Origin of the sequence: Clavibacter tessellarius, assembly GCF_001618005.1 — a bacterium.
GTDB classification, from domain to species: Bacteria; Actinomycetota; Actinomycetes; order Actinomycetales; family Microbacteriaceae; genus Clavibacter; species Clavibacter tessellarius_A.
On record NZ_LQXA01000013.1, the window covers coordinates 134,748 to 161,598 of the forward strand.

Below are 26,851 nucleotides of genomic sequence, written 5' to 3' on the forward strand. Positions count from 1 at the left end.
GCCCGGTCATCGGGATCAGATCCCGGTGCCCTCGGACGCGGCCGTCCCGGGGCCGACGTCCGCGGTGGTCGCGCCGGATCCGGCCGTCGCGCCCGCGGCGGTCGAGCCGAGGAACGAGCTCAGCGCCGTGGCGACGTCGATGCCCGTGGTGTCCTTGAGCAGCTTCGGCAGCGTCGCCATGTTCTCGGCCACCGAGCGGTTGAGCGCGTTCGCGCCGTCCGCCGAGATGATCGTCATGTTGTCGACGTTCGCCAGCGGCGCCGCCATCTCGCGGGCGATCTCGGGCATCGACGCGATGATGCGCGCCTGCAGCGCCTCGCGCGACAGCTTGTTCTGCGCCTCGGCGAGCGCGGCGGCCGCCTCGGCCTCCGCCTGGCCGCGGGCCTGGATCGCGTCGGCGTTCGCCTTCCCGAGCGCGGTGATGGACGCGGCCTCATTCACGGCCGCGGTCTTCGCCGCCTCGGCGTTCTGCGTGCGCTGGTAGACCTCCACGTCGACCTTCGCCTTCTCGGCGTCGCGGGCCGCCTGCGCGTCCTGGACGGTCGCGTACTTGCGCGCCTCGGCGGGGAGCTCCACGTCGATGCGCAGGCGCTCCTTCGAGACCTCGGCTTGGGCGGCCACGGCCGTGCGCTCCTGGTCGGCGACCAGGCGGTCCTGCTCGGCCTTCGCGAGCTCGCCGGCCGCGAACGCGGTGGCGTTGGCGCGGTCGGTGTCGGCCTTGATGGCCGCGCGGCGCAGGTCGAGCTCGAGCTGGCGCTCGGCGGTCTGCTGGTCGTTCTCGATCGCGGCGAGCGCGGAGATCCGCTTGTTCTCGGCCTCCGCGACCTCGGCGATCTGGCGGGCGCGCGCGGCGTTCGAGCGGGCCCGGTCGTCGAGGTAGGTGCTGCCCGGCGTCGTGATCTCGCGGACGTTGAGCGTCTCGATCTGGAGGCCGAGCTCCGCGAGGTCGTTCTTCGTCTGGTTCACTGCCTCCTGCGCCACGACGGAGAAGCTCTTCACGAGCTCGTCCACGGGACGGTCGCCGATGAGGCCGCGGATGGCGCCCTCGAGCGACTGCCGCACGATCTCCGGCAGGGCGTCCTGCTGGAGGAGGTAGCGCTGCACGGCGCGGCGCACGCCGTCCTCCGTGCCCGTCACCTTGAAGTTGACGGTCGCGACGACGGCGGTGTTGATGAAGTTCGCGTCGCGCGCCTCGGCCGTGACGCTCGTCTGGTACTGCTCGAGGGAGAGCGTGAAGCCCTCCTGGAAGATCGGCCAGATGAAGGTCCGGCCGCCGATGATGACCTTCTGCGGGCTGGAGAACCCGGCCCCGCCCTCGCTGCGCTCGGCGTTGCGGCCGACGATGACGAGCGCCTGGTTCGGCGGCACGCGGCGCACGCGGGAGGCGATGAACGCCACCAGCGCCACCAGGATGACGATGACGACGATGACGGCGATGGCTGTCGTGCCGCCGGATATCAGGTCCACGGGATGGTTCCTCTCGTTGGGACGGGTGCTGCTAGGTGAGGGGGTCCGCGTCCGCGGGCGCGTCCGGCTCGACGTGCACCCGGAACCCGTCCTCGGAGACGACGCGGATGCGGGTGCCGACGGGGAGGCGCTCGTCGCTCGTGGCGAGCCGGCGCTCCAGCTCGCGGATGTGCTCGAGACGCACCTCACCGCCCGCGGAGGACGTGGGCGAGGTGACGACGCCGACCATCCCGACGGGCGAGTACGTGCCGCCGCTCTCCTGCTTCGCGACGAAGCGGACGGTGAGCTGCACCACGACGAGGGCGACGAGCGCGAGGGCCACGGCGATCGCGATGGCGCCGCCGGAGCCGATGCCCGCCTGGTCGGCGAGCACGCCGCCGACCCCGTAGATGGCGAGGGCCGCACCCAGCGCGACGCCCGAGACGAGGCCGTCGCCGCCGCCGATCGCGTCGAGCAGGTCGCCGAGCACGATGCTGGAGAGGAGGAGCAGGAGGCCGACGGCGCCGACGACCACGAAGACGATCACGCGGGGGCTCCGGGGCAGGCCGCCGCGGGCGAGACGTGCGCGCCGTCGTGGTGCGTGGTCATGCGGGGCCGATCTGCCGTGTGCGTGTCCCTCGAACGTACCGGGTGATCCGCTCCGCGTCGCGTCCTCGTCCGGGGGCCGCTCGACGCCCTATGCTCCGCGTCGCCGCGCGTAGCCTCGGGAGGTGATCCTCCTGTTCGGCACCCGCGCCCGCGACGCCCTCATCGTGATCGTCACGTTCGCGTGCCTCCGCTGCGGCGTGGCGAACCCCCAGCGCGTGCTGCACCGCACCGTCCGGCTCACGGCGTTCCTCGTGCCGCTGATCCGCCTCCGCTCCACCTACCGCGTGGTCTGCCCGCACTGCGGCCTCGAGACACGGCTCACGAAGGACCAGGCGATGCACGCGCTCGAGTGGGCCGTGCGGAACCGCGGCGCGCGGCGCTGACGCGCGCCGTCGACCCGCCGTCCGCCGCGAGCACCCGAGCGCCCGCGCCCCCGGACGGGGTGCTCCCGGACACCGCCCGCCGCGCTCCCAGGAATCCCGACCACGGGTTAGGAATAAGTTTCGCCCGCCGCCTAGAGTGGCGAGTGGCGCCACGCGCCGATTCCATCGACGACGACGGAGGGGATGCGACGATGCATTCGATCAGCAGGAGACAGGCTCTGGGGGTGGGGGCCGCCGCCGCGGGCACGCTGGCCCTCGCGTCCTGCTCGGCACCGGGCGGGAGGCTGGTCAACTCCGACCCGCCGATCCCGGCAGCCGCACCGGGCGAGAAGGTCACGCTCACGTACTGGGCGTGGCTGAAGGACCTGCAGAAGGTCGCCGACGTGTGGAACGCGCAGAACCCGGACATCCAGGTCGAGGCCGTGTGGATCCCCGGCGGCAACGCCGGCGGCTACAACAAGATGTACTCGGCCATCACCGCGGGCGGTGGCCCCGACATCGGCCAGGTCGAGCTCCGGCAGCTCCCCGAGTTCCTCCTCGCGAACGGGCTCGTCGACCTCACCCGCTACGGCGTCGAGGAGTACGAGGACCGCTACGACGAGGCGCTGTGGAAGCAGGTCAGCTTCCAGGACGGCGTCTTCGGGATCCCGCAGGACTCCGGCCCCATGGCCTTCTACTACCAGCCCGAGCTCCTCGACCAGGTGGGCGGCCAGCCGCCCGCCACGTGGGACGACTGGGCCGCCATCAGCGCCGAGGTCCGCAAGACCGGCGCCGGCAACTACCTCGACTGCTTCCCCGTCTCGGACGCCAGCGTCTTCACCTCCTACGCGACGCAGGCCGGCGCGAACTGGTTCCGGATCGACGGCGAGCGCTGGGTCGTCGACATGCTCGACGACCGCACGAAGGAGGTCGCCGCGTTCTTCGACAAGGCGATCGACGACGACGTCGTCAACACGACGTACACGGCGTACTCGCCGCCCTGGTACGCGGCCGCGGCCGACGCGAAGATCTTCGGCGCCACGAGCGCCAGCTGGGGCGACGCCCTCATCCAGTCGGTCTCCGGCGCGGAGGGCAAGTGGCGCGTGGCGCCCATGCAGACGTGGTCCTTCGACGGGGCGTACGGGTCGAGCTACCTCGGCGGATCCACCGCGGCCGTGCTGGCGAACAGCAAGCACCCGGTGGAGGCGCTGAAGTTCATGACGTGGATGACGACCTCGCCCGAGGGCATCGACGCGATGATCGAGAACTCCGGCATCGGCTGGTCCCCGGCGACCGACTACATCGGTGCGGCCCGGCAGGAGCCCAGCGCGTTCTTCGGCGGCCAGAGCTACAACCAGGAGGTCTTCGTCCCCGCGGCGAAGGAGCAGAACCTCGACTGGACCTGGTGCCCGCTCACGCAGTTCACGCTGAACACGCTGCAGGACGAGTTCCGCCGCAAGCTCACGAGCGGCCAGACCCTCGTCGAGTCCCTGCCTCTCGCGCAGGAGGCCGTGATCGAGGCCTTCCGCAACAAGGGGCTCACGGTCGAGGCGGCGTCCGCATGAGCGTCGACACGCGGCCCGCGGGCTCGCGCACCGCCGTCCGTCCCACCCGCGCCCCGCGCTCGGGCGTCAGCCGTGGCCAGCTGAAGAAGTCGCAGACCATCGCACCGTGGGTGCTGCTCGCGCCGTTCCTCGCGGTCTTCCTGCTGACCTTCGTGCTCCCGATCATCTACGCCGTGTTCCAGTCGTTCACGACCGTGCGCCGCGAGGGCCTCTTCGGCGAGCAGGGCGTGACCACCGCGTTCGCGGGGCTGGAGAACTACGTGCTCGCGCTCCACAACGACGCCTTCACGGCGTCCATCGGCCGGGTGCTGCTGTTCGGCATCGTGCAGGTGCCGGTGATGATCATCCTCTGCACGATCCTCGCGCTCCTGCTCGAGTCGGCGTCGGCGAAGTGGCCCCAGTTCTTCCGGGCGGCCTACTTCATGCCGTACGGCGTGCCGGGCGTGATCGCGACGATCCTGTGGGGCTTCCTCTACATCCCGGGCCTGTCGCCCATCATCGACATCGGCGAGATGTTCGGGGTCCAGCTCGACTTCCTCGGCGCCGGCACCGTGCTGTGGTCCATCGCGAACATCGTGACCTGGACCTACACGGGCTACAACATGCTCATCATCATCGCCCAGCTGAAGTCGATCCCCGGGGACGTGTACGAGGCCGCGCGCATCGACGGGGCGGGCGCCTGGCGCACGGCCTTCTCGATCCAGCTGCCGCTCATCCGGCCGGCGCTCGTGCTCGCGAGCGTCTTCTCGATCATCGGCACGCTGCAGCTGTTCGCGGAGCCGCAGGTGCTCAGCACCTCGGCGCCCGCGATCGACTCGCAGTACACGCCGAACCTGTCGGCCTACACGACGGCGTTCGCGTACAACGACTACGGCGTGGCCGCGGCGCAGGCCGTCATCATCGCGCTGGCCGCGTTCGTGCTGTCGTTCGTGTTCCTCGGCATCACGAACCGGAAGCCCAAGGAGGAGCGGGAAGCCGCCGCCGCGAAGAAGAAGGAGGCGCGCGCATGACCGCCACGGAGATCCGACCGACCACCGGCGAGGGCGCCGGGGACAAGGCGGAGCAGAAGCGCCTCGCGCAGGCCGCCGAGGCGAAGGTGAGCCGGCCCTCCAAGGTCGGGAAGACGAACGGGGCGGGCACGAAGCCGGCCACGCGGATCCTCGTCACGGCGATCCTCACGCTCGTCGCGCTGTACTTCCTCGTCCCCGTCTACTACATCGTGGTCGCGGCCACGAAGACGACGGCCGACCTGTTCAGCACCAACGGGTTCCTGTTCGCGAACATGAACCTCTGGCAGAACCTCACGATGGTGTTCACGTACGACGACGGCATCTTCGTGCGCTGGTTCATGAACTCGGTGCTCTACGCGGGGGTGGGTGCGCTCATCGCGACGTACTTCGCCGCCGCCGGCGGGTACGCGCTCGCGAAGTACAGGTTCAGGGGATCGAACATCGTGTTCGGCACCATCCTCGGCGGCGTGCTCGTGCCGGGCACCGCCACCGCGCTGCCGCTGTTCCTGCTCTTCAGCAGCATGGGGATCGCGAACACGTACTGGTCGGTGCTCATCCCGTCGCTCGTCTCGCCGTTCGGCTTGTTCCTCTGCCGGATCTACGCGCAGGCGTCGGTGGAGGACGCGGTGATCGAGTCGGGCCGGATCGACGGCGCCAGCGAGCTGCGGATCTTCCACACGCTCGCGCTCCGCTCGATGACGCCCGCGCTCGTGACGGTGTTCCTCTTCCAGCTCGTCGGCATCTGGAACAACTACTTCCTGCCGCTGATCATGCTGGCCGACGACAAGCTGTACCCGATCACGCTCGGCCTCAACAACTGGCGCAGCCAGGTCGATCGGCTGCCCGAGTTCTACCAGCTGACGACGGGCGGTGTCCTCGTCTCGATCATCCCGCTCATCATCGCGATGATCGTGCTGCAGAAGTTCTGGCGGGGCGGTCTGACGGACGGCGCGGTGAAGGGCTGACCCACCCGCGCACGGATCCGGGCGGCCGGGCAGGGCGACCTCCCCGGCCGCCCGCGCATTCGGCGCGGCGCCCCCGGACCCACGATGATGGATGAGCGGCACGTCGCCGCCCCCGCCCACGCGCAAGGAAGCCCATGACGCACGCCCTCCCCTACTTCGAGGACTTCGCCCCCACGACGGGCCCCGCCCGACGTCCCCGTTCCTGCCTGCACTCCGACGCCCCGCGGATCGTGCTGAACGGCGACTGGCGGTTCCGCCTCTCCCCCACGCCGCGCGGCCTCTCCGACGAGATGGCCGACCCGGCCTTCGACGACTCCGCCTGGGACGAGATCCCCGTGCCGAGCCACTGGGTGCTCGGCCAGGACGGCCGCTTCGGCCTCCCCGCCTACACGAACGTGCAGTACCCGTTCCCGGTCGAGCCGCCCTTCGTGCCGGACGAGAACCCCACGGGCGACTACCGCGTCGAGGTCGACGTGCCCACCGACTGGGAGTCGCTCGAGCGCGTCGTGCTCCGCTTCGAGGGCGTCGAGTCGGCCTTCAAGGTGTGGCTGAACGGCGACGAGGTGGGCACCGCGATGGGCTCGCGCCTCTCGCACGAGTTCGACGTCACCCCGTTCCTCCGCCCGGGCGTCAACGTGCTCGCCGTGCGCGTGCACCAGTGGTCCATCGCCAGCTACCTCGAGGACCAGGACCAGTGGTGGCTGCCCGGCATCTTCCGCGACGTCACCCTCCTCGGCCGCCCCCAGGGCGGGATCGACGACGCGTGGACCCGCGCCGAGTACGACCACGAGACGGGCGCGGGCACCGTGCACGTCGAGGTCGACGCCGAGCCCGCCGCGTTCCCCGTCACGTTCGAGGTGGAGGACCTCGGGATCCACGTCACCTGGGACACGCCCGACGACGTCGCCCCCGTGCACGTCGACCGCGTCGAGCCGTGGAGCGCCGAGAGCCCCACGCAGTACCAGGGCTTCCTCCGCACCAACGCCGAGGCGCTCTCCATCCGCCTCGGGTTCCGCACCGTGCGCATCGAGGGCGACCGCTTCCTCGTCAACGGCCGCCGCGTGGTCTTCCACGGCGTCAACCGTCACGAGGCCCACCCCGAGCGCGGCCGCGTCTTCGACGAGGAGCACGCGCGCGCCGACATGCTGCTGATGAAGCAGCACAACGTCAACGCGATCCGCACCAGCCACTACCCGCCGCATCCGCGCGTGCTCGACCTCGCCGACGAGCTCGGCTTCTGGGTCATCGACGAGTGCGACCTCGAGACGCACGGCTTCGAGTTCGGTGGCTGGGTCGGCAACCCCAGCGACGACCCGCGCTTCGCCGACCACTACCTCGACCGCATCGAGCGCACGATCGAGCGCGACAAGAACCACCCCTCCATCGTCATGTGGTCCCTCGGCAACGAGGCGGGCACCGGCCGGAACCTCGCCGCCATGTCGGCCTGGGTGCACCGCCGCGACCCCGGCCGCCCCGTGCACTACGAGGGCGACTACACGGGCGAGTACACCGACGTCTACTCGCGCATGTACTCGAACCTGCAGGAGACCGAGTCCATCGGCAGCGACGCGATCCCGGGCGACCTCCTCGGCTGCACGCCCGGCGAGGGCATGCGCCAGCGCACCAAGCCCTTCATCCTCTGCGAGTACGTGCACGCCATGGGCAACGGCCCCGGCCAGATCGGCGAGTACGAGGACCTCGTGCTGCGGTACCCGCGCCTCCACGGCGGGTTCGTGTGGGAGTGGCGCGACCACGGCATCCTCACCGAGACCGCGGACGGCGAGGCGTTCTACGCGTACGGCGGCGACTTCGGCGAGGTCGTGCACGACGGCAACTTCGTGATGGACGGCATGGTCCTGCCCGACGACACCCCGACGCCCGGCCTCGCCGAGTACAAGGCCGTCGTGCAGCCCATCGCGTTCCGGCTCGAGCGGGAGGGCGGATCCGCGTCCCTCGTCGTGGAGAGCCGGTACCACTCGATCTCCACGGCGCACACGAGCCTCGTCTGGGTGCTCGCGGTCGACGGCGACGACATCGCCACGGGCGTCCTGGACGCCGAGCCCGTCGCGGCCGGCGACACCGTCCGGATCCCGCTGCCGGCCGACGCGCTCGACGCCGGCGACCCCGCGGCCGGCGGCACCGAGGGCTCTGCGCCCGAGGTGTGGCTCACCGTGCAGGCGATCCTCCGCGACGACGAGCCGTGGGCCGAGGCCGGCCATGTGGTCGCCGTCGACCAGTTCGACCTCACGCCCGCGCCGCGCCCCGCCGTGCCCGCCCGCTGGCTCGACGCCGACGAGGAGACGTACCCCGCGTCCGGTGCCACGCGCCTCACCCTCGGCGACGGCGAGTTCGACCTCGCCACCGGCCGCCTCGTGCGGCTCGGCGGCCTCGAGGTCGACGGCCCGCGCCTCGAGCTGTGGCGCGCGCCCACCGACAACGACCGCAGCGACAGCAGCGGCTCCTACGAGCTGGCGGATCCGCGCCTCACCTTCGGGAAGGGCGTCCCCGGTCCGTCGAGCGAGGCGCGCTGGCGCCAGGCCGGCCTCGACCGGCTGACCCACCGGGTCCGCTCGGTGAAGGTCGGATCCGGCTCGCTCACGGTCGTCGTGCGCACGAGCGCGGCGCAGTCGTTCGACTCGGTCGACACGACGTACTGCTGGACCGAGGGCGCCGACGGCGCGCTGGACGTGCGCGTCGACATCGTGCCGAGCGCCGGCTGGGCCATCACCTGGCCGCGCGTCGGGATCCGCATCGACCTGCCCGCGAGCGTCACGAACGCGGAGTGGTTCGGCACCGGCCCGTTCGAGTCGTACCCCGACTCGCGCCGCGCGGCGCTCGTCGGCCGGTTCTCGTCGCTCGTCGACGACCTGGGCGCCGTGTACTCGCGGCCGCAGGAGACCGGCCACCGCAGCGACCTGCGCGAGCTCGAGCTCGGCACGTTCGACGGCGAGCGCGGCATCGTGATCGAGGCCCGGCCCGACACCGCGGGCCGCCGCCCCGGCTTCACGGCCTCGCGGCACACGCCGCAGGAGCTCGACCGGGCGGCGCACCCGCACGAGCTGCCCGCCAGCGAGGCGGTGCACCTGTACATCGACGCCGCGCAGCACGGGCTCGGCTCGCGCGCGTGCGGACTCGACGTGCTGCCCGAGCACCAGCTGTGGCCCTCGGCCCGCACGCTGGAGCTCACCCTCCGCAGCCGCTGACGCGGGAGCGGGACCGGGTCGCCCGTCCGGGCGGCCCGGCGCACGCCCTCCTCCCCCGAGGGCGAGCAAGCTGGAGACGACGGCGTCCGATGGCGGGCGCGAGGAGGACGCATGACCGACACCACCGAGCAGGGCACCGCGGGCACCAACTGGGCCGGCAACTACGCGTACCGGGCCCGGGAGGTCCGCACGCCGACGAGCGTCGAGGAGCTGCGGACGATCGTCCGCGAGGCGACGCGCATCCGCGTCCTCGGCTCCCGCCACTCGTTCAACGACATCGCCGACTCCGAGGTGCTGGTCTCGCTCGCCGAGCTGCCGGCCGACCTCGTGATCGACCGCGACGCCAGCACCGTCACGTTCTCCGCGGGCCTCGCGTACGGGAAGCTCGCGGAGCTCCTCGGCGAGGAGGGCCTGGCGATCCACAACCTCGCGTCGCTGCCGCACATCTCGGTCGGCGGCGCCATCGCGACGGCGACCCACGGATCCGGCATCGGCAACGGCAACCTCGGCACGGCCGTCACGGCGCTCGAGATGATCACGGCCGACGGCGAGACGGTCACGTACCGCCGCGGGGACGACGACTTCGACGGCGTCGTGGTGGGCCTCGGCGCGCTCGGCGTGGTCACGCGCGTGACGCTCGACGTGGAGCCCGCCTACCTCGTGCGCCAGCGCGTCTTCGAGGGGCTCAGCTGGGACGCGTTCGACGAGAACCTCGAGGACGTGTTCGGCGGCGCGTACAGCGTCAGCGTCTTCACGCGCTTCGGCGAGGCCACCGACCAGGTGTGGCTGAAGAGCCGCGTGCAGCTCGGCGTCGACGGCCAGCCCGAGGACGAGGTCGTCATGGCCGACTACTTCGGGGCGCCCGCCGCGACGGAGGAGCGCCACCCGATCCTCGGCATCGATCCGGTGAACAGCACGTCGCAGCTCGGGGTCGTCGGCCTCTGGTCCGACCGCCTCTCGCACTTCAAGATGGGCTTCACGCCGAGCGACGGCGAGGAGATCCAGTCGGAGTTCCACGTGCCGCTCGACCGGGCGGTCGAGGCCGTGCGGGCGCTGCGCGACATGGGCGACCGGATCCGGCCGATCCTCCTCGTCTGCGAGCTGCGCGCCGTCGCCGAGGACAGCCTCTGGCTGAGCCCCCAGAACGGGCAGGCGACCATCGGCCTGCACTTCACGTGGAAGCGCGACCAGGAGGCCGTCGAGGCGCTGCTCGTGGAGCTCGAGGCGGCCATCCGGCCCTTCGGCGCCCGCCCGCACTGGGGCAAGGTCTTCACCGCGACCGCGGCCGACATCGCCCCGCTGTACCCGCGATCGGGCGACTTCCTGGCCCTCGCCGAGCGCCTGGATCCGACGGGCAAGTTCCGCAACGCCTGGTTCGAGCGCTCGCTCCTCGGCTGATCCGCATCCGCCGCTGACCGGGACCGCACCCGGGATCCGCGACGCGCCGACGCCCGCGTCCGCGCGCCGCGGATCCCGGGTCGGCGTGGAGAACGGCGCGTAGGGTGAGCAGCATGTCGCCCGAGACCTCCTCCTACGTACCTGCCCCCGGGCGGATCACGATGTTCTCCACCACCTGGTGCGGCTACTGCCGCCGGCTGAAGTCGCAGCTCGACCGCGCGGGCATCGGCTACGACGAGGTGGACATCGAGCAGGTGCCCGGCACCGCGGAGCTCGTGGCCGCCATCAACGGCGGCAACCAGACCGTCCCCACGGTCCTCTTCCCGGACGGCTCGTCCGCCACCAACCCGTCGCTCGCCGACGTGACCGCGAAGGTGGCCTGACATGCAGCACCACGACCTCAGCGAGATCCCCGACTTCCTGGCCGCGTGGATGCGCGAGCAGCGCTGGTTCGCCTCCAAGGGCACCGAGCCGCGCCTCGAGCGCATCGGCGGCTGGAGCTTCAGCGACGAGGGCTGGTTCGCCCGCATCGAGACGCACCTGATCATCGACCACGGCAGCGCGAAGCCCGTGCTGTACCAGGTGCCGCTCACCTACCGGCAGGCGCCGCTGGAGGAGCTGAAGCCCTTCCACATCGGCACCACCGTCGAGGACGACGGCGTCGAGCTGCACGTCTACGACGGCCCGCACGACCCCGCGTACGCGTGGGCGCTCATCCGCACGATCCTCGACGACCGCGAGGCCGACGTCGACGAGACCTCGCTCGGCGCGACCGCGCGCGGCCAGCGCCAGCCGGGCGTGGAGATCGCGACCGTCGTCGGATCGCACGTGCTCTCGGGCGAGCAGTCGAACACGTCGATCATCTACGACATGGTCTCGGCCGACGGCCAGGCCATCAACCCGATGATCGTCAAGGTGTTCCGGGCGCTGCACCACGGCGAGAACCCGGACGTCGTGCTCCAGTCGGCCATCGCGGGCGCCGGATCCCGGCTCGTGCCGCAGACCATGGGCAGCGTGCTCGCCGAGTGGAGCGACTCCGGCCGCGAGGAGGGGCGCGCCATCGGGCACGTCGCCTTCGCGCAGGAGTTCCTGCCCGGCGTCACCGACGCCTGGCGCGTCGCGCTCCGCGCCGCCGAGGCCGACGCCGACTTCCAGGCCGAGGCCCGTGCTCTCGGCGAGGCGACCGCCGACGTGCACGCCACGCTCGCCGCCGCGCTCCCCACCGTCGAGGCCACGCCCGACGTCATCGAGGGGATCATGGTCAGCTTCCGCCGCCGTCACGCGACGGCCGAGCGCGAGGTCCCCGAGATCGTCGCCTTCCACGACGCCATCGCGAGCGTGTACGACGCCGCCGAGAAGGGCGTGTGGCCGAAGCTGCAGCGCATCCACGGCGACTACCACCTCGGCCAGGTGCTCTCGGTGCCGAACCGCGGCTGGGTCCTCCTCGACTTCGAGGGCGAGCCGCTCCGGCCGATGCACGAGCGCTCGCTGCCCGACGTCACGCTCCGCGACGTCGCCGGCATGCTCCGCTCGTTCGACTACGTCGCCGGCTCCTACGCGCTCGCGCACCCCGGCAAGTCGGCCGCCACGTGGGCGTCCGCCGCCCGCCGCGCGTTCGTCGACGGCTACATCGCCCGCTCCGGCACCGACCTCCGCGCGAACCGGGCCCTGCTCGACGCGTTCGAGATTGACAAGGCCGTCTACGAGGCGATCTACGAGGTGCGCAACCGGCCGGGCTGGCTGTCGATCCCGCTGCAGGCCGTCGCGCGCCTCGCCACCCGCTCGAGCACGCTCGGGGCGCCGACCACGCCGGGCGCGACCGGGCCGCGCGAGGCGGGGCCGATCACCTCCTGATCCGCGGGGACGGCCGGGCTCCGGTCGTCCCCCGTCGGTAGGCTGGCGGGATGACCGACCCCGCCGTCCCGGCCGTCTCCTCCCCCGCATCCGACTCCCCCTCCAGCCCTCCCGTCGCGGACCAGCGCCCCCTCGAGCGCACCTTCCACGGCGACACGTTCGTCGACCGGTACGAGTGGCTGCGCGACAAGGACGACGCCGACGTGATCGCGCACCTCGAAGCCGAGAACGCGTACACGGACGCGGCGACCGCGCACCTGGAGCCGCTGCGCGAGGCGCTCTTCACGGAGATCAAGGACCGCACGCAGGAGACCGACCTCTCCGTCCCCGTCCGCGAGGGCGACTGGTGGTACTACGCCCGCACGGTCGAGGGCTCGCAGTACGCGATCCGCTGCCGCCGTCCCGTCGCCGATCCCGACGACTGGACCCCGCCCGTCATCGAGCCCGCGGCCGACGGCGCCGCGACGCCGGGCGAGCAGATCCTGCTCGACTCCAACGTGGAGGCCGAGGGCCACGACTTCTTCTCGCTCGGTGCGTTCGAGGTGAGCCCCGACGGATCCCTGCTCGCCTACTCGACCGACACCGAGGGCGATGAGCGCTTCACGCTCAAGATCCGCGACCTGTCCACGGGCGAGGACCTCGCCGACGAGATCCCCGGCACCAGCCACGGCGCCACCTTCTCGGCGCACGGCGACCACCTCTTCTACGTCACGGTCGACGACGCCTGGCGCCCCGACACCGTGTGGCGCCACCGCGTCGGCACGCCCGCGACGCAGGACGTGAAGGTGTTCACCGAGCCCGACGAGAGCTTCTTCGTGGGCTTCGGCATGACCCGGAGCCGCCAGTACCTCGTGATCGAGGTCGGGTCGAAGATCACCACCGAGGTGCTGCTGCTCGACGCCGGCGATCCCACGGGCACGTTCCGGCCGGTCTGGCCGCGCCGCCACGGCGTCGAGTACGACGTCGACCACGCGGTCATCGACGGATCCGACCGGCTCCTCATCCTGCACAACGACGGCGCCACCAACTTCGAGCTGATCGACGTGCCGGCCGACGACCCGACCTCCACCACCGACCGCCAGGTCGTCATCCCCCACGACGACGACGTGCGCCTCGAGGACGCCAGCGCGTTCGCCGACCACGTCGTCGTCTCCTACCGCCGCGAGGGGCTCACGCGCGTCGGCGTGATCCCCTTCGACCGCGTCCTCGACGGCGAGCAGCTGCACGAGATCGCGTTCGACGAGCCGATCTACACGGTCGGCACGGCGGGCAACCCCGAGTTCGCGCAGCCCACGATCCGCCTCGGCTACACGAGCCTCGCGACCCCGGCCACGACCTACGACTACGTGCTCGCGACCCGGGAGCTGCGCCTCCTCAAGCAGCAGCCCGTGCGCGGCGGGTACGACCCCGACGACTACGTGCAGACCCGCGAGTGGGCGACCGCGGAGGACGGCACGGAGATCCCGCTGTCGGTCGTCTACAAGCGCGGCCTCGTGCACCCGGGCACGCCCGCGCCGCTCCTGCTGTACGGCTACGGCTCCTACGAGGCGAGCATCGACCCGTCGTTCTCCATCGCACGGCTGTCGCTGCTCGACCGGGGCATGGCGTTCGTCATCGCGCACGTGCGCGGCGGCGGCGAGATGGGCCGCCGCTGGTACGACGAGGGCAAGACGCTCACCAAGCGGAACACCTTCACCGACTTCGTGGCATCCGCCGACCACCTCATCGCGCGCGGGTGGACGAGCCCGGAGAAGCTGGTGGCCGAGGGCCGCAGCGCCGGCGGCCTGCTGATGGGCGCGGTCGCGAACATCGCGCCCGACCGGTTCGCCGGGATCCTCGCGGGCGTGCCGTTCGTGGACGCGCTGACGAGCATCCTCGACCCGTCGCTGCCGCTCACCGTGATCGAGTGGGACGAGTGGGGCGACCCGCTGCACGACCCCGAGGTGTACGCGTACATGAAGTCGTACACGCCGTACGAGAACGTGCGCGAGGGCGTGGAGTACCCACGCATCCTCGCGGTCACGAGCCTCAACGACACGCGCGTGCTCTACGTCGAGCCCGCCAAGTGGACGGCCCGCCTCCGCGAGGTCGGCGCGCCCGTGCTGCTGCGCACCGAGATGCAGGCCGGCCACGGCGGCAAGTCGGGCCGCTACGACGCGTGGCGCGAGCGCGCGTCCGACTACGCGTGGGTGCTCGACGTGGCGGGGCTGGCGTAGGGCTGGACTCCGCGAGATCTCCGCGGCCGCGCTGCCCGCTGTCGGGGCGCGCAGCGCGGCAGCGTCGCAGCGCTTCACGTCGCTGGGGTCACCGCTACTTCCCGCGCTCGGAAAGGGACGCGATGAGGCACCTCTGTGGAGTCCCCGGTCTGATCCGACGGGCTCGTTCCGGCCCAGGAATCGGCTACCATTGAGGCAATCGACCCCCTCCCAAGCCTCTCCACGATGCTCAAATGGGAGGGGCCTTTTTCTTTCCGAGGGGTGCGATGAAGCCCTACCTGTCCTGGCACGATCAGACCGCTCTGATGGTAGGCCGTGGCCTGATCGTGCCCGACGAATCGGACTGCGCCCGGTTCCTGGCGGCGCACAACTACTACCGCTTCTCGGGGTACGCGCGGTACTTCCAGACGGCTCCCCATCTCGGCGACGACGACTTCGTGAGCGGGACGGCGTTCGACGACGTCCGAGGGGTCTACGTCGCCGACGACGCACTGCGCGATTCTCTCGTCCGGCCGCTCGCTCAGGTCGAGCTCCTGCTGCGGTCGCATGTCGCACATGTCATCGGTCGCGAGCACGGCCCCTATCAGGCGTATCTCGAGCAGGACTTCTACACGGATGTCGGAGGTCGAGAGGCCACCGTCGAGTCCTGTCTCCGGGACATCGACCGCAGCAAGGACCGGCACATCCTCCGCTACCGCGGGCACGCAGGAGAGGACTCCGACTACAGCCGGCTGCCGGTGTGGTCCGCTGTCGAGGCATGGTCGTTCGGGACCCTGTCCAAGGCGATCGAGCGGGGAGCACAAGGAACCCTCGCCGACTCCGTCGCGACCAGCATCGGTGTGGCGAAGGCCGGATTCGCCTATCGCGTGAGGGCCTTCGTCTACCTCCGCAATCGCTGCGCGCATCACAACAGGCTGTGGAATCACTCCATCGTCGATGCCGGACCGACGCCGAACAACGTGCGGACCAAGGCCAAACGGATCGCGGGCCAGTTCGGCCCTCGATCGGTGCTCGACGTGATCGCGTCGCTGGATGACATGATCACCCGCGCCGACGTCGCCGTTCCTCTCCTACCGATGCTGGTCGAGACCCACGAGCGGGAGGGCCGATTCTGGCGGGGTCTGGCTGCGCCCGAAGGGCCGACAGATCACGCAGACGGTCCGAGATGACCGTCTGATTCGTCGTCCCCCGACCGTGGGCTCGCATGACGCATCGACCTCATCGTCGCCTCGGGACGTCTCGGCCTCGCTGCTCGACCCGGCGGGTGCGACGCGTCTCCCCTAGGGTGGATCCCTGACACGGGGTGCCCACGAGGGCTGAGATGAGACCCGTCGCACCTGATCCGGTTCGCACCGGCGGAGGGATGTCACCATGAGCGCTGCGCGCACATCAGCCCACGAGATCACCGGGACGGGGTCCGCTTCGGCGGATCTCCTCCACCTGCTGCGGGAGCGCGTGCCGCTCGTGCAGTGCATCACGAACGCGGTGGTCACCGGCTTCACCGCGAACGTCCTCCTCGCGCTGGGCGCCGCGCCCGCGATGACCGACGTGCCGACCGAGGCGGGTCCGTTCGCGCGCATCGCGTCGGGGCTGCTCGTCAACCTCGGCACGCCGCACGCGGAGCAGCGGGAGGCGGCCGTCGAGGCGGCCCACGCAGCGCGCGAGGCGGGCACGCCGTGGGCGCTGGATCCGGTCGCGGTCGGCGTCCTGCCGGTGCGCACGCGGCTCGCGCACGAGCTCGTGGCGCTGTCGCCGACCATCGTGCGCGGCAACGCGTCCGAGATCATCGCGCTCGCGACCGGCGGCGCGGGCGGCCGCGGGGTGGACGCCACCGACGAGGTGGAGGCGGCGCTCGACGCCGCGACGCTCCTCGCGCGCACCTACGGCACGGTCGTCGCGGTGTCCGGGCCGGTCGACCACCTCACGGACGGGACCCGCCTCGTGCGCGTGCACACGGGCGACGCGCTCCTCACGAAGATGACCGGCGGCGGCTGCGCGCTCGGCGCGGTGATGGCGGCGTTCGCGTCGACGGATCCGGATCCGCTGCGGGCCGCCGTCGCCGCGACGAGCGTCTACACGATCGCCGCGGAGATCGCCGCGGAGGGGACGCGCGGGCCCGGGTCGTTCGCCGTCGCGCTGCTCGACGCGCTCGATGCCGTCACGCCCGAGCTCGTCGCGCAGCGCGAGCGCCTCTCGTGAGCGCGCTCGACCTCTCCGTCTACCTCGTCACCGACCCCGCCCTGTGCGGCGCGCGCAGCGTGCCCGCGGTCGTGTCCGCGGCTGTGGCAGGCGGGGCGACGGCCGTGCAGATCCGCGACAAGCACGCGAGCGCGGCCGAGCTGCTGGCGACCGTGTTGGCCGCGGCGGACGCGATCGACGCGCACGCGGCCGCGCATCCGTCCGCGCCCCGACCGGTGCTGCTCGTGGACGACCGCGTCGACGTCGTCCTCGCGGCCCTCGCCCGCGGCGCGCGGGTGGACGGCGTGCACGTCGGCCAGTCCGACGTGCCGGCCGACCTCGTGCGCCGGATGCTCGACGCCGCGAGCCCCGACCACCGCCTCGTCGTGGGCCTCACCGCGAACACGCCAGCGCACGTGGAGGCGGTCCGCGCGCTCCCCGCGGGCACGGTCGACTACCTCGGCGTCGGCGTGATCCGCCCCACGAGCACCAAGCCCGACCATCCGGCGCCGCTCGGGCACGACGGGTTCGGGATCATCGCGGGCCTCTCCCCCGTGCCGTGCGTCGCGATCGGCGGCGTCGACGTGGGCGACGTGGCCGCGATCGCGGCGGCGGGCGGCGCGGGCACGTCCGTCGTGTCGGCGATCTGCGCGGCCGAGGACCCGGAGGCGGCGGCGCGCGAGCTGGCGGAGGCGTGGGAGCGGGTGCGGGTACGCGCGAGCGCGGGATCCGCTGGAGACGCGCGCGCGGCGGAGTCCGACGCGGCGGAATCCGACGCGACAGAGCCCGGCGCGCCGGCCGCGGATCCCGCCGATGCGGCGAGCGCCGAGCCGGCCGGCGACCCCGCGGCGGGCGACCCGACCCGCGTCCCCCGCGTCCTCAGCATCGCCGGCACGGATCCGACCGGCGGCGCGGGCATCCAGGCCGACCTCAAGTCCATCGCGGCGAACGGCGGCTACGGCATGGCCGTGGTCACGGCGCTCGTGGCGCAGAACACCAGGGGCGTGCGGGAGATCCACGTGCCTCCCGTCGCGTTCCTCCGCGCGCAGCTCGACGCGGTGTCCGACGACGTCGTGATCGACGCCGTGAAGATCGGCATGCTCGGCTCGGCCGCGGTGGTCGACGAGGTGGCCGACTGGCTGCGGGCGGTGCGTCCGCCGGTGGTGGTGCTGGATCCGGTGATGGTCGCGCAGTCCGGCGACGCCCTCCTCGACGCCGACGCGACCGAGGCCCTCCGCCGCCTGCTGCCGCTCGCCGACGTCGTCACCCCGAACCTGCCCGAGCTCGCGGCGCTCCTCGGCGCGCCCGAGGCCGAGGGCTGGGACGAGGCGCTCGCGCAGGGCCGCGACCTCGCGGGTCGCCACGGCGTCCGCGTGGTCGTGAAGGGCGGGCACCTCCGCGCCGACGACTGCCCGGACGCGCTCGTGACGCCGGGCGCGACGTCCGCGGATCCGGCGGTGGACATCGTCGCCGGCCCGCGCATCGCCACCACCAGCACGCACGGCACGGGCTGCTCCCTCTCGAGCGCGCTCGCGACCCTGCACCCGCGGCGCGGCGACTGGCTGGTCGCGCTCACGGAGGCGAAGGGCTGGCTCACGGGATCGCTCGCGCACGCGGACGACCTCGACGTCGGATCCGGCGCCGGCCCGCTCGACCACCTGCGCGCGCTGTGGGACGCGGCCGGCACGCACGCGGGATCGATCGCCGCGGAGATGTGGGCGGGATCCGCCGACCTCCGCCGCGAGATCGACGAGCTCGCCTTCGTCCGCCGCCTCGGCGACGGCACCCTGCCCGAGGCGTGGTTCTCCCACTACCTCGCGCAGGACGCGATCTACCTCCGTGCCTACTCGCGCGTGCTCGCGCGGGCGAGCCAGCTCGCACCCACGCCCGACGCGCAGGTCGTGTGGGCGCGGGCGGCTGCCGACGCGATCGCCGCGGAGTCGGCGCTGCACGCGGAGTGGCTGTCGCGGCACCCGGCGCCGATGGTCGCCGGGCCGGTGACGCGCGCCTACGTCGACCACCTGCTCGCGCACGCCGCGTCGAGCGACTACGCGGTGCTGGTCGCGGCGCTGCTGCCCTGCTACACGATCTACGCCGACGTCGGCACGCGGCTCCGCGCGGCGGGCGCGGCGGCGACGGCGTCCGGCGACGCGCATCCGTACGGCGCCTGGCTCGCGACGTACGCGGATCCGGCCTTCGCGGAGGCGACCCGCCGCGCGGGCGAGCTGGTGGACGAGGCGGCCGTGCTCGCGGGTCCCGCCCGGCGCCCGGCGATGCTCGCGGCGTCCCTCCTGTCTTCCGCCTACGAGCGCGACTTCTTCCGCGCCCCGGAGGCCCTCGGCTGATCGTCCACCGCACGGGCGCCCGGAGCCTGGGGACGCCCGGCCGCGTTCCCAGCCGCCCCCGCGGGAGGATGCCCGTGCCCCGACGCGACACCGCGCCGGGGCTCCCCGTTCCACGACCCGGGCACCCGCGTGCCCGACAGAGAGGACACCGCATGCGCGTCCAGGCCGAGACCCCCGCCATCACGATGCCCGCCCACCAGTTCACGGGCGAGGTCCACCTCCGCTGGCTCTCCACCCCGCAGACCGCCGACCAGCGCGCGGTCGTCGCGGCCGTCACCTTCGCGCCCGGCGCCCGCAGCGTCTGGCACACGCATGTCCTCGGGCAGACCCTGCACATCACGTCCGGCATCGCCCGGGTGGGCACGCGCGGCGGCGGCGTCGTCGAGGTCGCGCCGGGCGGATCCGTGTACATCGAGGCCGGCGAGGAGCACTGGCACGGCGCCACGGCCCACGCGCCGATGGAGCACATCGCGGTGCTGGAGGACGGCGACGACCCCGTCGCCGCCGTCGGCTGGGGCGAGCACGTGACCGACGAGGAGTTCCTGCAGCCGGCCGTGCCGGCGTCCGTCGCGACGCCGACCGCCACGCCCGCGGCCGGGCACCACGTGCCGCTCGGCACCCCGGTGCTCGTGCACGCGCTGCACTACACGGCGATGTTCGGCCCGAAGCCGTTCGACGAGGCGCTGCTCGTGTACCTCGACAACGGCTCGTACAAGATCCTCTCGCCCGGCGAGGAGCACTACGGCAGCTACGTCTCGGCGGCGGAGACGGGCGTCGAGCCCCGCCACGTGGCGTTCCTGTCCTGGCCGTCGGACGACTGGGAGCGCAACGTCGCGAGCCACACGCTCACGTTCTCGGACGACACGGGCGCCTTCATCCAGTCGCTCGTGCTGCCGGGCGACGCGGTGCCGCGGGCGCAGCACGGCTTCGCCGAGGTGGTCGCGGATCCCGAGCGCGTCGACATGACGGCCTCGTGGGAGCAGCTGCGCGTCACGCACGCCGAGGTGTTCGACCGCCTGCGGGAGCGCGCGCACCGCTGATCGGGTGCTGCCCGCGGAGGCGGGAGGCAGGCGGGTGGCGCGTCCTCGGGGACGCGCCACCCGTGCGTCTACTCGGCGGCGGTCGCGGGATCCGCAGCGGCGCCGGCGACGCATCCGCCCGCCCGGCTACGCTCGGTCCGTCCTCCCGAGGAGACCATGCGCGCCGCCCGGCCGCCGTCGCTGCTCCGGACCCGTCCCTCCCGAGAGCCGAGAACATGACCACGACCACCTCGCAGCCCACCCGCGCCCAGCGCCTCGACGGACTCCCCTGGACCCGCGCGCACTCGCGCATCCTCGGCGGCAGCGGCGTCGGCTGGGCGCTCGACGCGATGGACGTCGGCCTCATCTCGTTCGTCATCGCGCAGCTCGCGGTCGTCTGGAAGGCGGATGCGGGGCAGCTCGGCCTCGTCGCGTCCGCCGGGTTCCTCGGCATGGCGATCGGCGCGAGCGTCGGCGGCCTGGTCGCCGACCGGATCGGCCGCCGGCAGGTCTTCGCCCTCACGCTGCTGGTCTACGGGGTGGCCACCGGTGTCTCGGCGCTCGCGATGTCGGTGGGCGCGCTCATCGCGCTCCGCTTCGTGGTGGGCCTCGGGCTCGGCGCGGAGCTGCCGGTCGCGTCCACGCTCGTGAGCGAGTTCTCGCCCGCGCGGATCCGCGGCCGCGTCATCGTGATCCTCGAGTCGTCGTGGGCGGTCGGCTGGACCGCCGCCGCGCTCATCGGCTACCTCGTGATCCCCACGAGCGACGACGGCTGGCGGTGGGCGCTCGCGCTCGGCGCCGTGCCCGCGGTGTGGGCGATCGTCGTGCGGCTGCGCCTGCCGGAGTCGGTGCGGTTCCTCGAGGGGCGAGGGCGGCACGCGGAGGCGGAGCGCGTGGTGCGGGCGCTGGAGGCGGCGGCCGGGAGGGCGCCCGCGCCCGACGCCGACCGCCCGGCGAGCCCCGCGTCGGATCCGGCCGACGGCCCCGAAGCCGCTGCCGCCTCCGACGGCGCGCCTCGCGAGCGCCTCTTCGGCGCGCGCCTCCGACGCCGCACGCTCTCCCTCTGGATCGTGTGGTTCTGCGTCAACTTCGCCTACTACGGCGCCTTCATCTGGCTGCCGACGCTGCTCGTCGCGCAGGGCTTCTCGCTCGTGCGGTCGTTCGGGTACACGCTGCTCATCACGCTCGCGCAGCTGCCGGGGTACGCGGTCTCCGCCTGGCTGGTCGAGCGGTGGGGGCGACGGGTGACGCTCGCGGTCTTCCTCGCGGGATCCGCGGTGTCGGCCGGCCTCTTCGGCACCGCCGACGACGTCACCACGATCCTCGTGTTCGGCGCCCTCATGTCGTTCTCGAACCTCGGCGCGTGGGGCGCCCTCTACGCCGTGACGCCGGAGCTCTACCCGACCCGCGTGCGCGCGACGGGCGCCGGCAGCGCGGCGGGCTTCGGGCGCCTGGCCTCGATCGTCGCGCCGCTGTGCGTGCCGCCGCTGCTCGCGCTCGGCGGCGTCGCGCTGCCGTTCGGCGTCTTCGCCGCGGTGTTCGCGCTGGCCGCGGCTGCCGCGCTCACCCTGCCGGACCTCCGCGGCGCGACGCTGGAGGACTGAGCGGGCGGATCCGGTCGGTACGCTCGGAGTCCCGATCCGAGGAGCCGCCGTGATCCTGTCTGTCGTGATGCCCGCCGTGATGGTGGTCGTGGTGATCCTCATCGTCTTCGCCGTCATCGGCACCAAGCGCTCCAACCCGACGCAGGACGCCCAGGACGCCGTCGCCCGCGCGCGCCGCGCGGCGCGGAAGTCCGAGCGCGAACGACGGAAGGCCGAGCGCGGCTAGCGCCTTCCCGCATGACGACGCCCCCGCGACCGGCTGGTCGCGGGGGCGTCGTCGTGTGGAGCGGATCAGCCCGCGGCCAGCGCCTCCTCGAGGAGGTGCGAGAGCGCGTCGAGCTGCACGGACGTGGATCCGGCCTCGTCGAAGTCCTCGCCGTCGAGCGCGCGCGCCGCGAGGCCCGCCTTGCTGTCGATGAGCTCCGCGATCTTCGCGTCGATGGTCTGCGCCGCGATGATCCGCCACGCGGTCACGGGCTCCTCCTGGCCGATGCGGTGCACGCGGTCGATGGCCTGCGTCTGCTCCGCGCTCGTCCAGCTGAGCTCGGCCAGCACCACGTTCGACGCGGCCTGCAGGTTGAGGCCCACGCCCGCCGCGGTGAGCGAGCAGACGACGACCTGCACCTCGGGGTCGTTCTGGAAGGAGTCGATCGCGTTCTGGCGCGCCGCCGGGGACTGGTCGCCGCGGATCGACACGGAGCGGATGTCGCGCTTGGCGAACGTGGCCTCGGCCTGGTCCATCACGTCGACGTGCTTCGCGAAGAACACGACCTTGCCGACCGAACGCGCGAGCTGCGCGGCGTAGTCGGCCGCGAGCACGGCCTTGGCCTGGCCGATGCGCCGCACCATGGTGAAGACGTTCTCGCCGGTCTTCTGCGCCTTGGCCTCGTCGAGCTCCGACTGCGCCACGAGCCGCACGAGGCTCGCGCGCTCGGACGCGGGCCCCTCCATGACGTCGGGGACGGTCGTGCCGCGGGCGCCCACGAGCGCCGTGAAGCGCTTCACGAGGCGCGCCGCGAGCTCGCGCTCCGCCTGGCGGATCGAGCGGCCCAGGTCGTCGTCGAGCTCGACCGGCAGATCCGCGATGCGCTTGGAGGGCAGGTCGGTGGCGACGTCGATCTTGCGGCGGCGCACGATGCCGAGGTCGATGACCGCGCGGCGGGCCTCGGCGAAGAAGCCGGGATCCGCGGGCGTGAGGCCCGCTTCCTCGAGCTCCGCCATGAGGCGGGACGAGGGCTTGTCGCCGTCGATCCAGCCGAGGAGCTGCCAGATGGCGCGGAAGTCGTCGATGTCGTTGATGAGCGGCGTGCCCGTGAGCGCCATGAGCAGCGGCGCCGACTGGCGCTGGCGGATGCTCTCCGCGAGCGCGAGCACGAACTTCGAGCGCTGCGACTGCAGGTTCTTGATGAAGTGCGCCTCGTCGACGACCATGCCGCGGAACCCGAGGGTGCGCAGCCAGCCGATGTGCCGGTCGAGCACCTCGTAGTTGACGATGACCACGTCGGCGAACGCGTCGAGCGCGGCGCCGTCGCCGTGGATGACGGTGGCCCGGCGGTGGGGCGTCCAGCGCTCCACCTCGCGCTTCCAGTTCATCTTCACGACGTTCGGCACGACGACGAGCAGCGGGTACGCGTCGGCGACGGAGGCGGCGAGCAGCGCCTGCGCGGTCTTGCCGAGGCCCGGCTCGTCGGCGAGCAGGAACTCGCGGTGGCCGAGGCGCACGCTCTCGAGGAAGCGGGCCTGGTGGCGCATCAGCTCGAGGCCGTGCGGCGACAGGCGGTCGATGCGGGGGCTCTCCGGCAGGTCCATGCTCGCGATGCCGCCGCCGGCGCCGTACTCGAACGACTTGAACAGCGGGCCGAGGAGCTCCCAGTTGGCGAGGAGGCGCGCGGGCGGCGCGGCGGGCGCCGGCCGGTCGAGGTCGGGCTCGAGGAACGGGTTCGCGAGCACGCGGGCCTTCACCGACGGCGGGACGACCTGGCGCTCCACGAGCTTGGCGAGCGCCGGATCCTCGGGCTCGGGCTCGGGCTCGTCCTCCACGACCATCTCCACGCCGCCGTCGAAGAGCATGTGCTTGCGGAGGGCGCGGGCGGCCTCGGAGAGCTTGGCGTCCGGATCCAGCAGCGGCAGCACCGAGGTGTCGCGCGCCGCCGTGCGGGCGAGGATGCTCGCGATGCCGTCGAGGCGCTTCAGCGTCTCGGCGCGCTCGGGGTCGCTGAGCGGGGTGGCAGGGTCCTTCGCGTGCGTGCGCTCCTCGCGCATCAGCACCGCGATGACCTGGAACTTCGTGCGGTTGACGGGCTTGAGCTTGCCGCGCTGGGCGGCCTGCTCGATCTCGCGCACGGCGCGCGCCAGGACGGGGATCAGCCCCTCGTTGTCGATCGTGCGCGTGCGGGCGGAGGACCGCCGCTGGCCGGTGCGAGCCATGCAACTCCTTGTTCACTGCCGGGGCCAGGCGCTGCCTGCGCTCCCGGATCGGAAGGACTCAGCGTCCGTCGCGCACGGTGACGCGTGCGGTCGGACGGCGGCGAGGGGACCTTCCTCGAGCAACCGGGTTCACCGGGTCGGGGGTGGGATGCGGGTCCGCCGCCTGCGCCCGGCCGCCTCGGGGAGGACGGGCACAGGGAGAGTTTAGGGTACGCCGCGGCCCCCGCGCGCCGGTGTGCGCGGGGCGGCTCGGCGGGGTCCGGGAAGCCGGCGGCCGCCCGCGCTCGCGCCGCATCCGGCCCGGTCGCCGCGGATGGCCCGGCCTAGGGTGGATGCATGACGGATCAGGCGACACCCACCGGCACCAACGAGGCGGGCGCCCCCGGCCGCTACGTCGAGGAGGGTGAGTTCACCCGCGACACGAACTACATCGAGGACCGCATCCTCCGCGACGGATCCCAGGGCTGGCCCGTCGAGGCCGGCCGCTACCGTCTCGTCGCGGCGCGCGCGTGCCCGTGGGCGAACCGCTCGGTCATCGTCCGCCGCCTGCTCGGCCTCGAGGACGCCATCTCGCTCGGCCTCCCCGGCCCCACGCACGACGCGCGCAGCTGGACCTTCGACCTCGACCCCGACGGCCGCGACCCGGTCCTCGGCACCGAGCGCCTCCAGGAGTCGTTCCTCGCGCGCTTCCCCGACTACCCGCGCGGGATCACGGTCCCCGCCCTCGTCGACGTCCCCTCCGGCCATGTCGTCACGAACGACTACCCCCAGATCACGCTCGACCTCTCCACCGAGTGGACCGAGCACCACCGGGAGGGCGCGCCCGACCTCTATCCCGAGCACCTCCGGGCGGAGATCGACGAGGTCGCCGACCTCGTCTTCCGCGACGTGAACAACGGCGTGTACCGCTGCGGCTTCGCGGGCTCCCAGGAGGCGTACGAGAAGGCGTACGACCGCCTCTTCTCCCGCCTCGACTGGCTGAGCGACCGGCTCCGGACGCAGCGCTACCTCGTGGGCGACACGATCACCGAGGCCGACGTGCGCCTGTTCACCACGCTCGCCCGCTTCGACGCCGTCTACCACGGGCACTTCAAGTGCAACCGGCAGAAGCTCGACGAGATGCCGGTGCTGTGGGCGTACGCGCGGGACCTGTTCCAGACGCCCGGGTTCGGCGACACCATCGACTTCGTGCAGATCAAGCAGCACTACTACCTGACGCACACCGACATCAACCCGACGCGCGTCGTGCCGGTCGGCCCCGAGACCTGGGGCTGGCTCGAACCGCACGGGCGCGAGGAGCTGGGCGGCCGGCCGTTCGGCGACGGCACCCCTCCCGGCCCGGTCCGCGAGGACGAGCGCGTGCCCGAGGGCCACGGCGCCGTGCCGCGCGGCGGACGCGTGACCCGCCCGTCGGAGGCGCGTGCCTCCGTCTCCGGCCAGCCCGTGCCCGGATCGGCCGACGCCACGGCGGACCGCTCCTGATGGCGGCACGCACGCCCGCGACCTCGCTCACCCCGCGTCGCCGGATCCTCGGCCTCGCCATCCGCCACGTCCCCGCCGTCGCGCGCTCCCTCCGCGGCACACCCGCGGCGGGAACGCGCGTCGTCCGGCACCGGGCCGGCACGCAGGGCCTCCCCCTCGACGTGGCCGTGTGGACGCCGCCCGGGCACGACCGCTCGGCGACCGGATCCCCCGTGCTCGTCGTCCTCGCCCGGCACGACGGCGACTGGCTGCCCTCGACGCTCGCGAAGGATCTCCGCGCGGTCGTCGTCACGATGGCCCCGGACGACGACGCGCAGGCGCTCGCCGGCTTGTCCTGGATCGCCTCGCACGCCGCCGGCTGGAACGGCACGCCCGAGCGCCTCGGCATCCTCGGCGACGGCCCGGGCGCCGACCGCGCGCTGCGGATCACGGCCCTCGCGCGCGACGCCGACGGGCCGGCCGTGCTGCGGCTGGTGCTCATCAGCCCGTCGGGCGACGTGCCCACCGGGCAGGCGTCCGACCGGCAGGGCCACGGGCTCGACCGGCTGCCGGACGCGCTCGTGCACGTGGGCGCCGCGGATCCGCGGCTCGACCACGTGGTCGAGGGCGTCGCCGCGCTCAAGGCGGCGGGCGCGAAGGCGCGGCTCGTGCGCATCCCGCGCGCGGAGCAGGGCTGGCTCGCCTACCCGGCGGCGGATCCCGCGCTCGCCCGCCGCTCGCTCGACGAGATCGTCGCCTACCTGCGCCGCGGCCTCACCGAGGAGCGCGCGTTCGGGGTCGGCCCGGCGTAGGCGCGTCCTCCACCGGCACCTTCACGAGGATCCCGGCGGCGACGAACACGATCGCGGCCACGTACTGCAGCGACTGCCAGGTGACGGCCTCCACCGGGATCACCGCGACCGGGTTCCACATCACCGCGACGGCCGCGAGCAGCGCCGCGCTCCACCAGCTGCGGGCGCGCACCGAGAACACGATCATGATGAGCGCGAGGATCGCCACCGCGAACCGCACGACCGTGAACAGGTCGCCGTCGATCACCGCGAACCCGGCCAGCAGCACGATGGCGCCGAGCAGCCCGGGCGCGAGCGACGGACGGGTGAACGCGGGGGCGGCGGGGGTGCGGGTCACGCGCCCAGTCTGCCAGGGGGCGCCGGGCGGGAGCCGCGCC

Annotated in this window: 21 protein-coding genes and 1 riboswitch; of the genes, 17 read left to right on the forward strand and 4 right to left on the reverse strand. The window is 72.9% G+C overall.

Going from position 1 to position 26,851, the window contains the following annotated elements:
• Positions 1-15 precede the first annotated feature (15 nt).
• On the reverse strand, positions 16-1,467 hold the full coding sequence (locus AWH51_RS02900) for an SPFH domain-containing protein (RefSeq protein ID WP_063070623.1): 1,452 nt from the start codon (positions 1,465-1,467) through the stop codon (positions 16-18).
• Between the two features lie 31 nt (positions 1,468-1,498).
• Positions 1,499-1,993: an NfeD family protein gene (locus tag AWH51_RS02905; RefSeq protein WP_063070624.1), complete on the reverse strand. Its 495-nt coding sequence runs from the start codon at positions 1,991-1,993 to the stop codon at positions 1,499-1,501.
• 184 nt (positions 1,994-2,177) lie between these two features.
• Here AWH51_RS02905 and AWH51_RS02910 point away from each other — a divergent pair, with 184 nt between their 5' ends.
• The 15 genes from AWH51_RS02910 to AWH51_RS16175 all read left to right on the forward strand — a co-directional run bounded on the left by AWH51_RS02910 (position 2,178) and on the right by AWH51_RS16175 (position 22,000).
• Positions 2,178-2,438, forward strand: a complete 261-nt coding sequence (locus tag AWH51_RS02910; RefSeq protein ID WP_063070625.1) for a hypothetical protein — start codon at positions 2,178-2,180, stop codon at positions 2,436-2,438.
• Between the two features lie 191 nt (positions 2,439-2,629).
• Positions 2,630-3,982, forward strand: a complete 1,353-nt coding sequence (locus AWH51_RS02915) for an ABC transporter substrate-binding protein (RefSeq protein WP_063070626.1) — start codon at positions 2,630-2,632, stop codon at positions 3,980-3,982.
• Complete coding sequence (locus AWH51_RS02920; RefSeq protein WP_063070627.1) at positions 3,979-4,992, forward strand: carbohydrate ABC transporter permease; 1,014 nt, start codon at positions 3,979-3,981, stop codon at positions 4,990-4,992. Before AWH51_RS02915 ends, AWH51_RS02920 begins: the two co-directional genes overlap by 4 nt.
• Entirely contained in the window at positions 4,989-5,957 is a 969-nt protein-coding gene (locus tag AWH51_RS02925) for a carbohydrate ABC transporter permease (RefSeq protein WP_063070628.1), read from the forward strand. The genes AWH51_RS02920 and AWH51_RS02925 overlap by 4 nt, the downstream gene beginning before the upstream one ends.
• A 134-nt stretch (positions 5,958-6,091) precedes the next feature.
• On the forward strand, positions 6,092-9,160 hold the full coding sequence (locus AWH51_RS02930; RefSeq protein WP_063070629.1) for a glycoside hydrolase family 2 TIM barrel-domain containing protein: 3,069 nt from the start codon (positions 6,092-6,094) through the stop codon (positions 9,158-9,160).
• A 111-nt stretch (positions 9,161-9,271) separates the two neighbouring features.
• On the forward strand, positions 9,272-10,558 hold the full coding sequence (locus tag AWH51_RS02935) for a D-arabinono-1,4-lactone oxidase (RefSeq protein WP_063070630.1): 1,287 nt from the start codon (positions 9,272-9,274) through the stop codon (positions 10,556-10,558).
• A gap of 113 nt (positions 10,559-10,671) precedes the next feature.
• On the forward strand, positions 10,672-10,941 hold the full coding sequence (locus AWH51_RS02940; protein WP_063070631.1) for a mycoredoxin: 270 nt from the start codon (positions 10,672-10,674) through the stop codon (positions 10,939-10,941).
• 1 nt (position 10,942) lies between these two features.
• The gene (locus AWH51_RS02945) at positions 10,943-12,412 is read left to right on the forward strand and encodes a maltokinase N-terminal cap-like domain-containing protein (RefSeq protein WP_063070632.1); all 1,470 of its coding nucleotides are present in this window, start codon (positions 10,943-10,945) and stop codon (positions 12,410-12,412) included.
• Between the two features lie 50 nt (positions 12,413-12,462).
• Positions 12,463-14,628: a S9 family peptidase gene (locus AWH51_RS02950; RefSeq protein ID WP_063070633.1), complete on the forward strand. Its 2,166-nt coding sequence runs from the start codon at positions 12,463-12,465 to the stop codon at positions 14,626-14,628.
• A gap of 266 nt (positions 14,629-14,894) precedes the next feature.
• On the forward strand, positions 14,895-15,797 hold the full coding sequence (locus tag AWH51_RS02955) for an Abi family protein (RefSeq protein ID WP_063070705.1): 903 nt from the start codon (positions 14,895-14,897) through the stop codon (positions 15,795-15,797).
• Positions 15,798-15,917: 120 nt separating this feature from the next.
• Positions 15,918-16,009, forward strand: a riboswitch (TPP riboswitch).
• Complete coding sequence (thiM, locus tag AWH51_RS02960; RefSeq protein ID WP_081234829.1) at positions 16,000-16,827, forward strand: hydroxyethylthiazole kinase; 828 nt, start codon at positions 16,000-16,002, stop codon at positions 16,825-16,827. It overlaps the preceding riboswitch by 10 nt.
• Positions 16,824-19,151 carry a bifunctional hydroxymethylpyrimidine kinase/phosphomethylpyrimidine kinase gene (locus tag AWH51_RS02965; RefSeq protein WP_063070634.1) on the forward strand — a complete coding sequence of 776 codons (2,328 nt, stop codon included), beginning with the start codon at positions 16,824-16,826 and terminating at the stop codon, positions 19,149-19,151. Before thiM ends, AWH51_RS02965 begins: the two co-directional genes overlap by 4 nt.
• Positions 19,152-19,303: 152 nt before the next feature.
• Positions 19,304-20,191: a cupin domain-containing protein gene (locus AWH51_RS02970; protein ID WP_063070635.1), complete on the forward strand. Its 888-nt coding sequence runs from the start codon at positions 19,304-19,306 to the stop codon at positions 20,189-20,191.
• Positions 20,192-20,406: 215 nt separating this feature from the next.
• A complete protein-coding gene (locus tag AWH51_RS02975; protein ID WP_063070636.1) occupies positions 20,407-21,774 on the forward strand; it encodes an MFS transporter in 1,368 nt (455 codons plus the stop codon).
• Between the two features lie 49 nt (positions 21,775-21,823).
• On the forward strand, positions 21,824-22,000 hold the full coding sequence (locus tag AWH51_RS16175) for a hypothetical protein (RefSeq protein WP_175345456.1): 177 nt from the start codon (positions 21,824-21,826) through the stop codon (positions 21,998-22,000).
• Between the two features lie 65 nt (positions 22,001-22,065).
• On the opposite strand, the gene AWH51_RS02980 is transcribed toward AWH51_RS16175, so the two are convergent.
• Complete coding sequence (locus tag AWH51_RS02980; RefSeq protein ID WP_063070637.1) at positions 22,066-24,201, reverse strand: DEAD/DEAH box helicase; 2,136 nt, start codon at positions 24,199-24,201, stop codon at positions 22,066-22,068.
• 336 nt (positions 24,202-24,537) lie between these two features.
• Here AWH51_RS02980 and AWH51_RS02985 point away from each other — a divergent pair, with 336 nt between their 5' ends.
• Positions 24,538-25,683 carry a glutathione S-transferase family protein gene (locus tag AWH51_RS02985; protein ID WP_063070638.1) on the forward strand — a complete coding sequence of 382 codons (1,146 nt, stop codon included), beginning with the start codon at positions 24,538-24,540 and terminating at the stop codon, positions 25,681-25,683.
• Complete coding sequence (locus AWH51_RS02990; RefSeq protein WP_063070639.1) at positions 25,683-26,474, forward strand: alpha/beta hydrolase; 792 nt, start codon at positions 25,683-25,685, stop codon at positions 26,472-26,474. The genes AWH51_RS02985 and AWH51_RS02990 overlap by 1 nt, the downstream gene beginning before the upstream one ends.
• Here the strand turns inward: AWH51_RS02990 and AWH51_RS02995 are convergent.
• Positions 26,437-26,811 (reverse strand): DUF6804 family protein, encoded by a 375-nt coding sequence (locus AWH51_RS02995; protein WP_063070640.1) that lies wholly within the window; start codon positions 26,809-26,811, stop codon positions 26,437-26,439. The genes AWH51_RS02990 and AWH51_RS02995 overlap by 38 nt on opposite strands.
• Between the last annotated feature and the right edge of the window lie 40 nt (positions 26,812-26,851).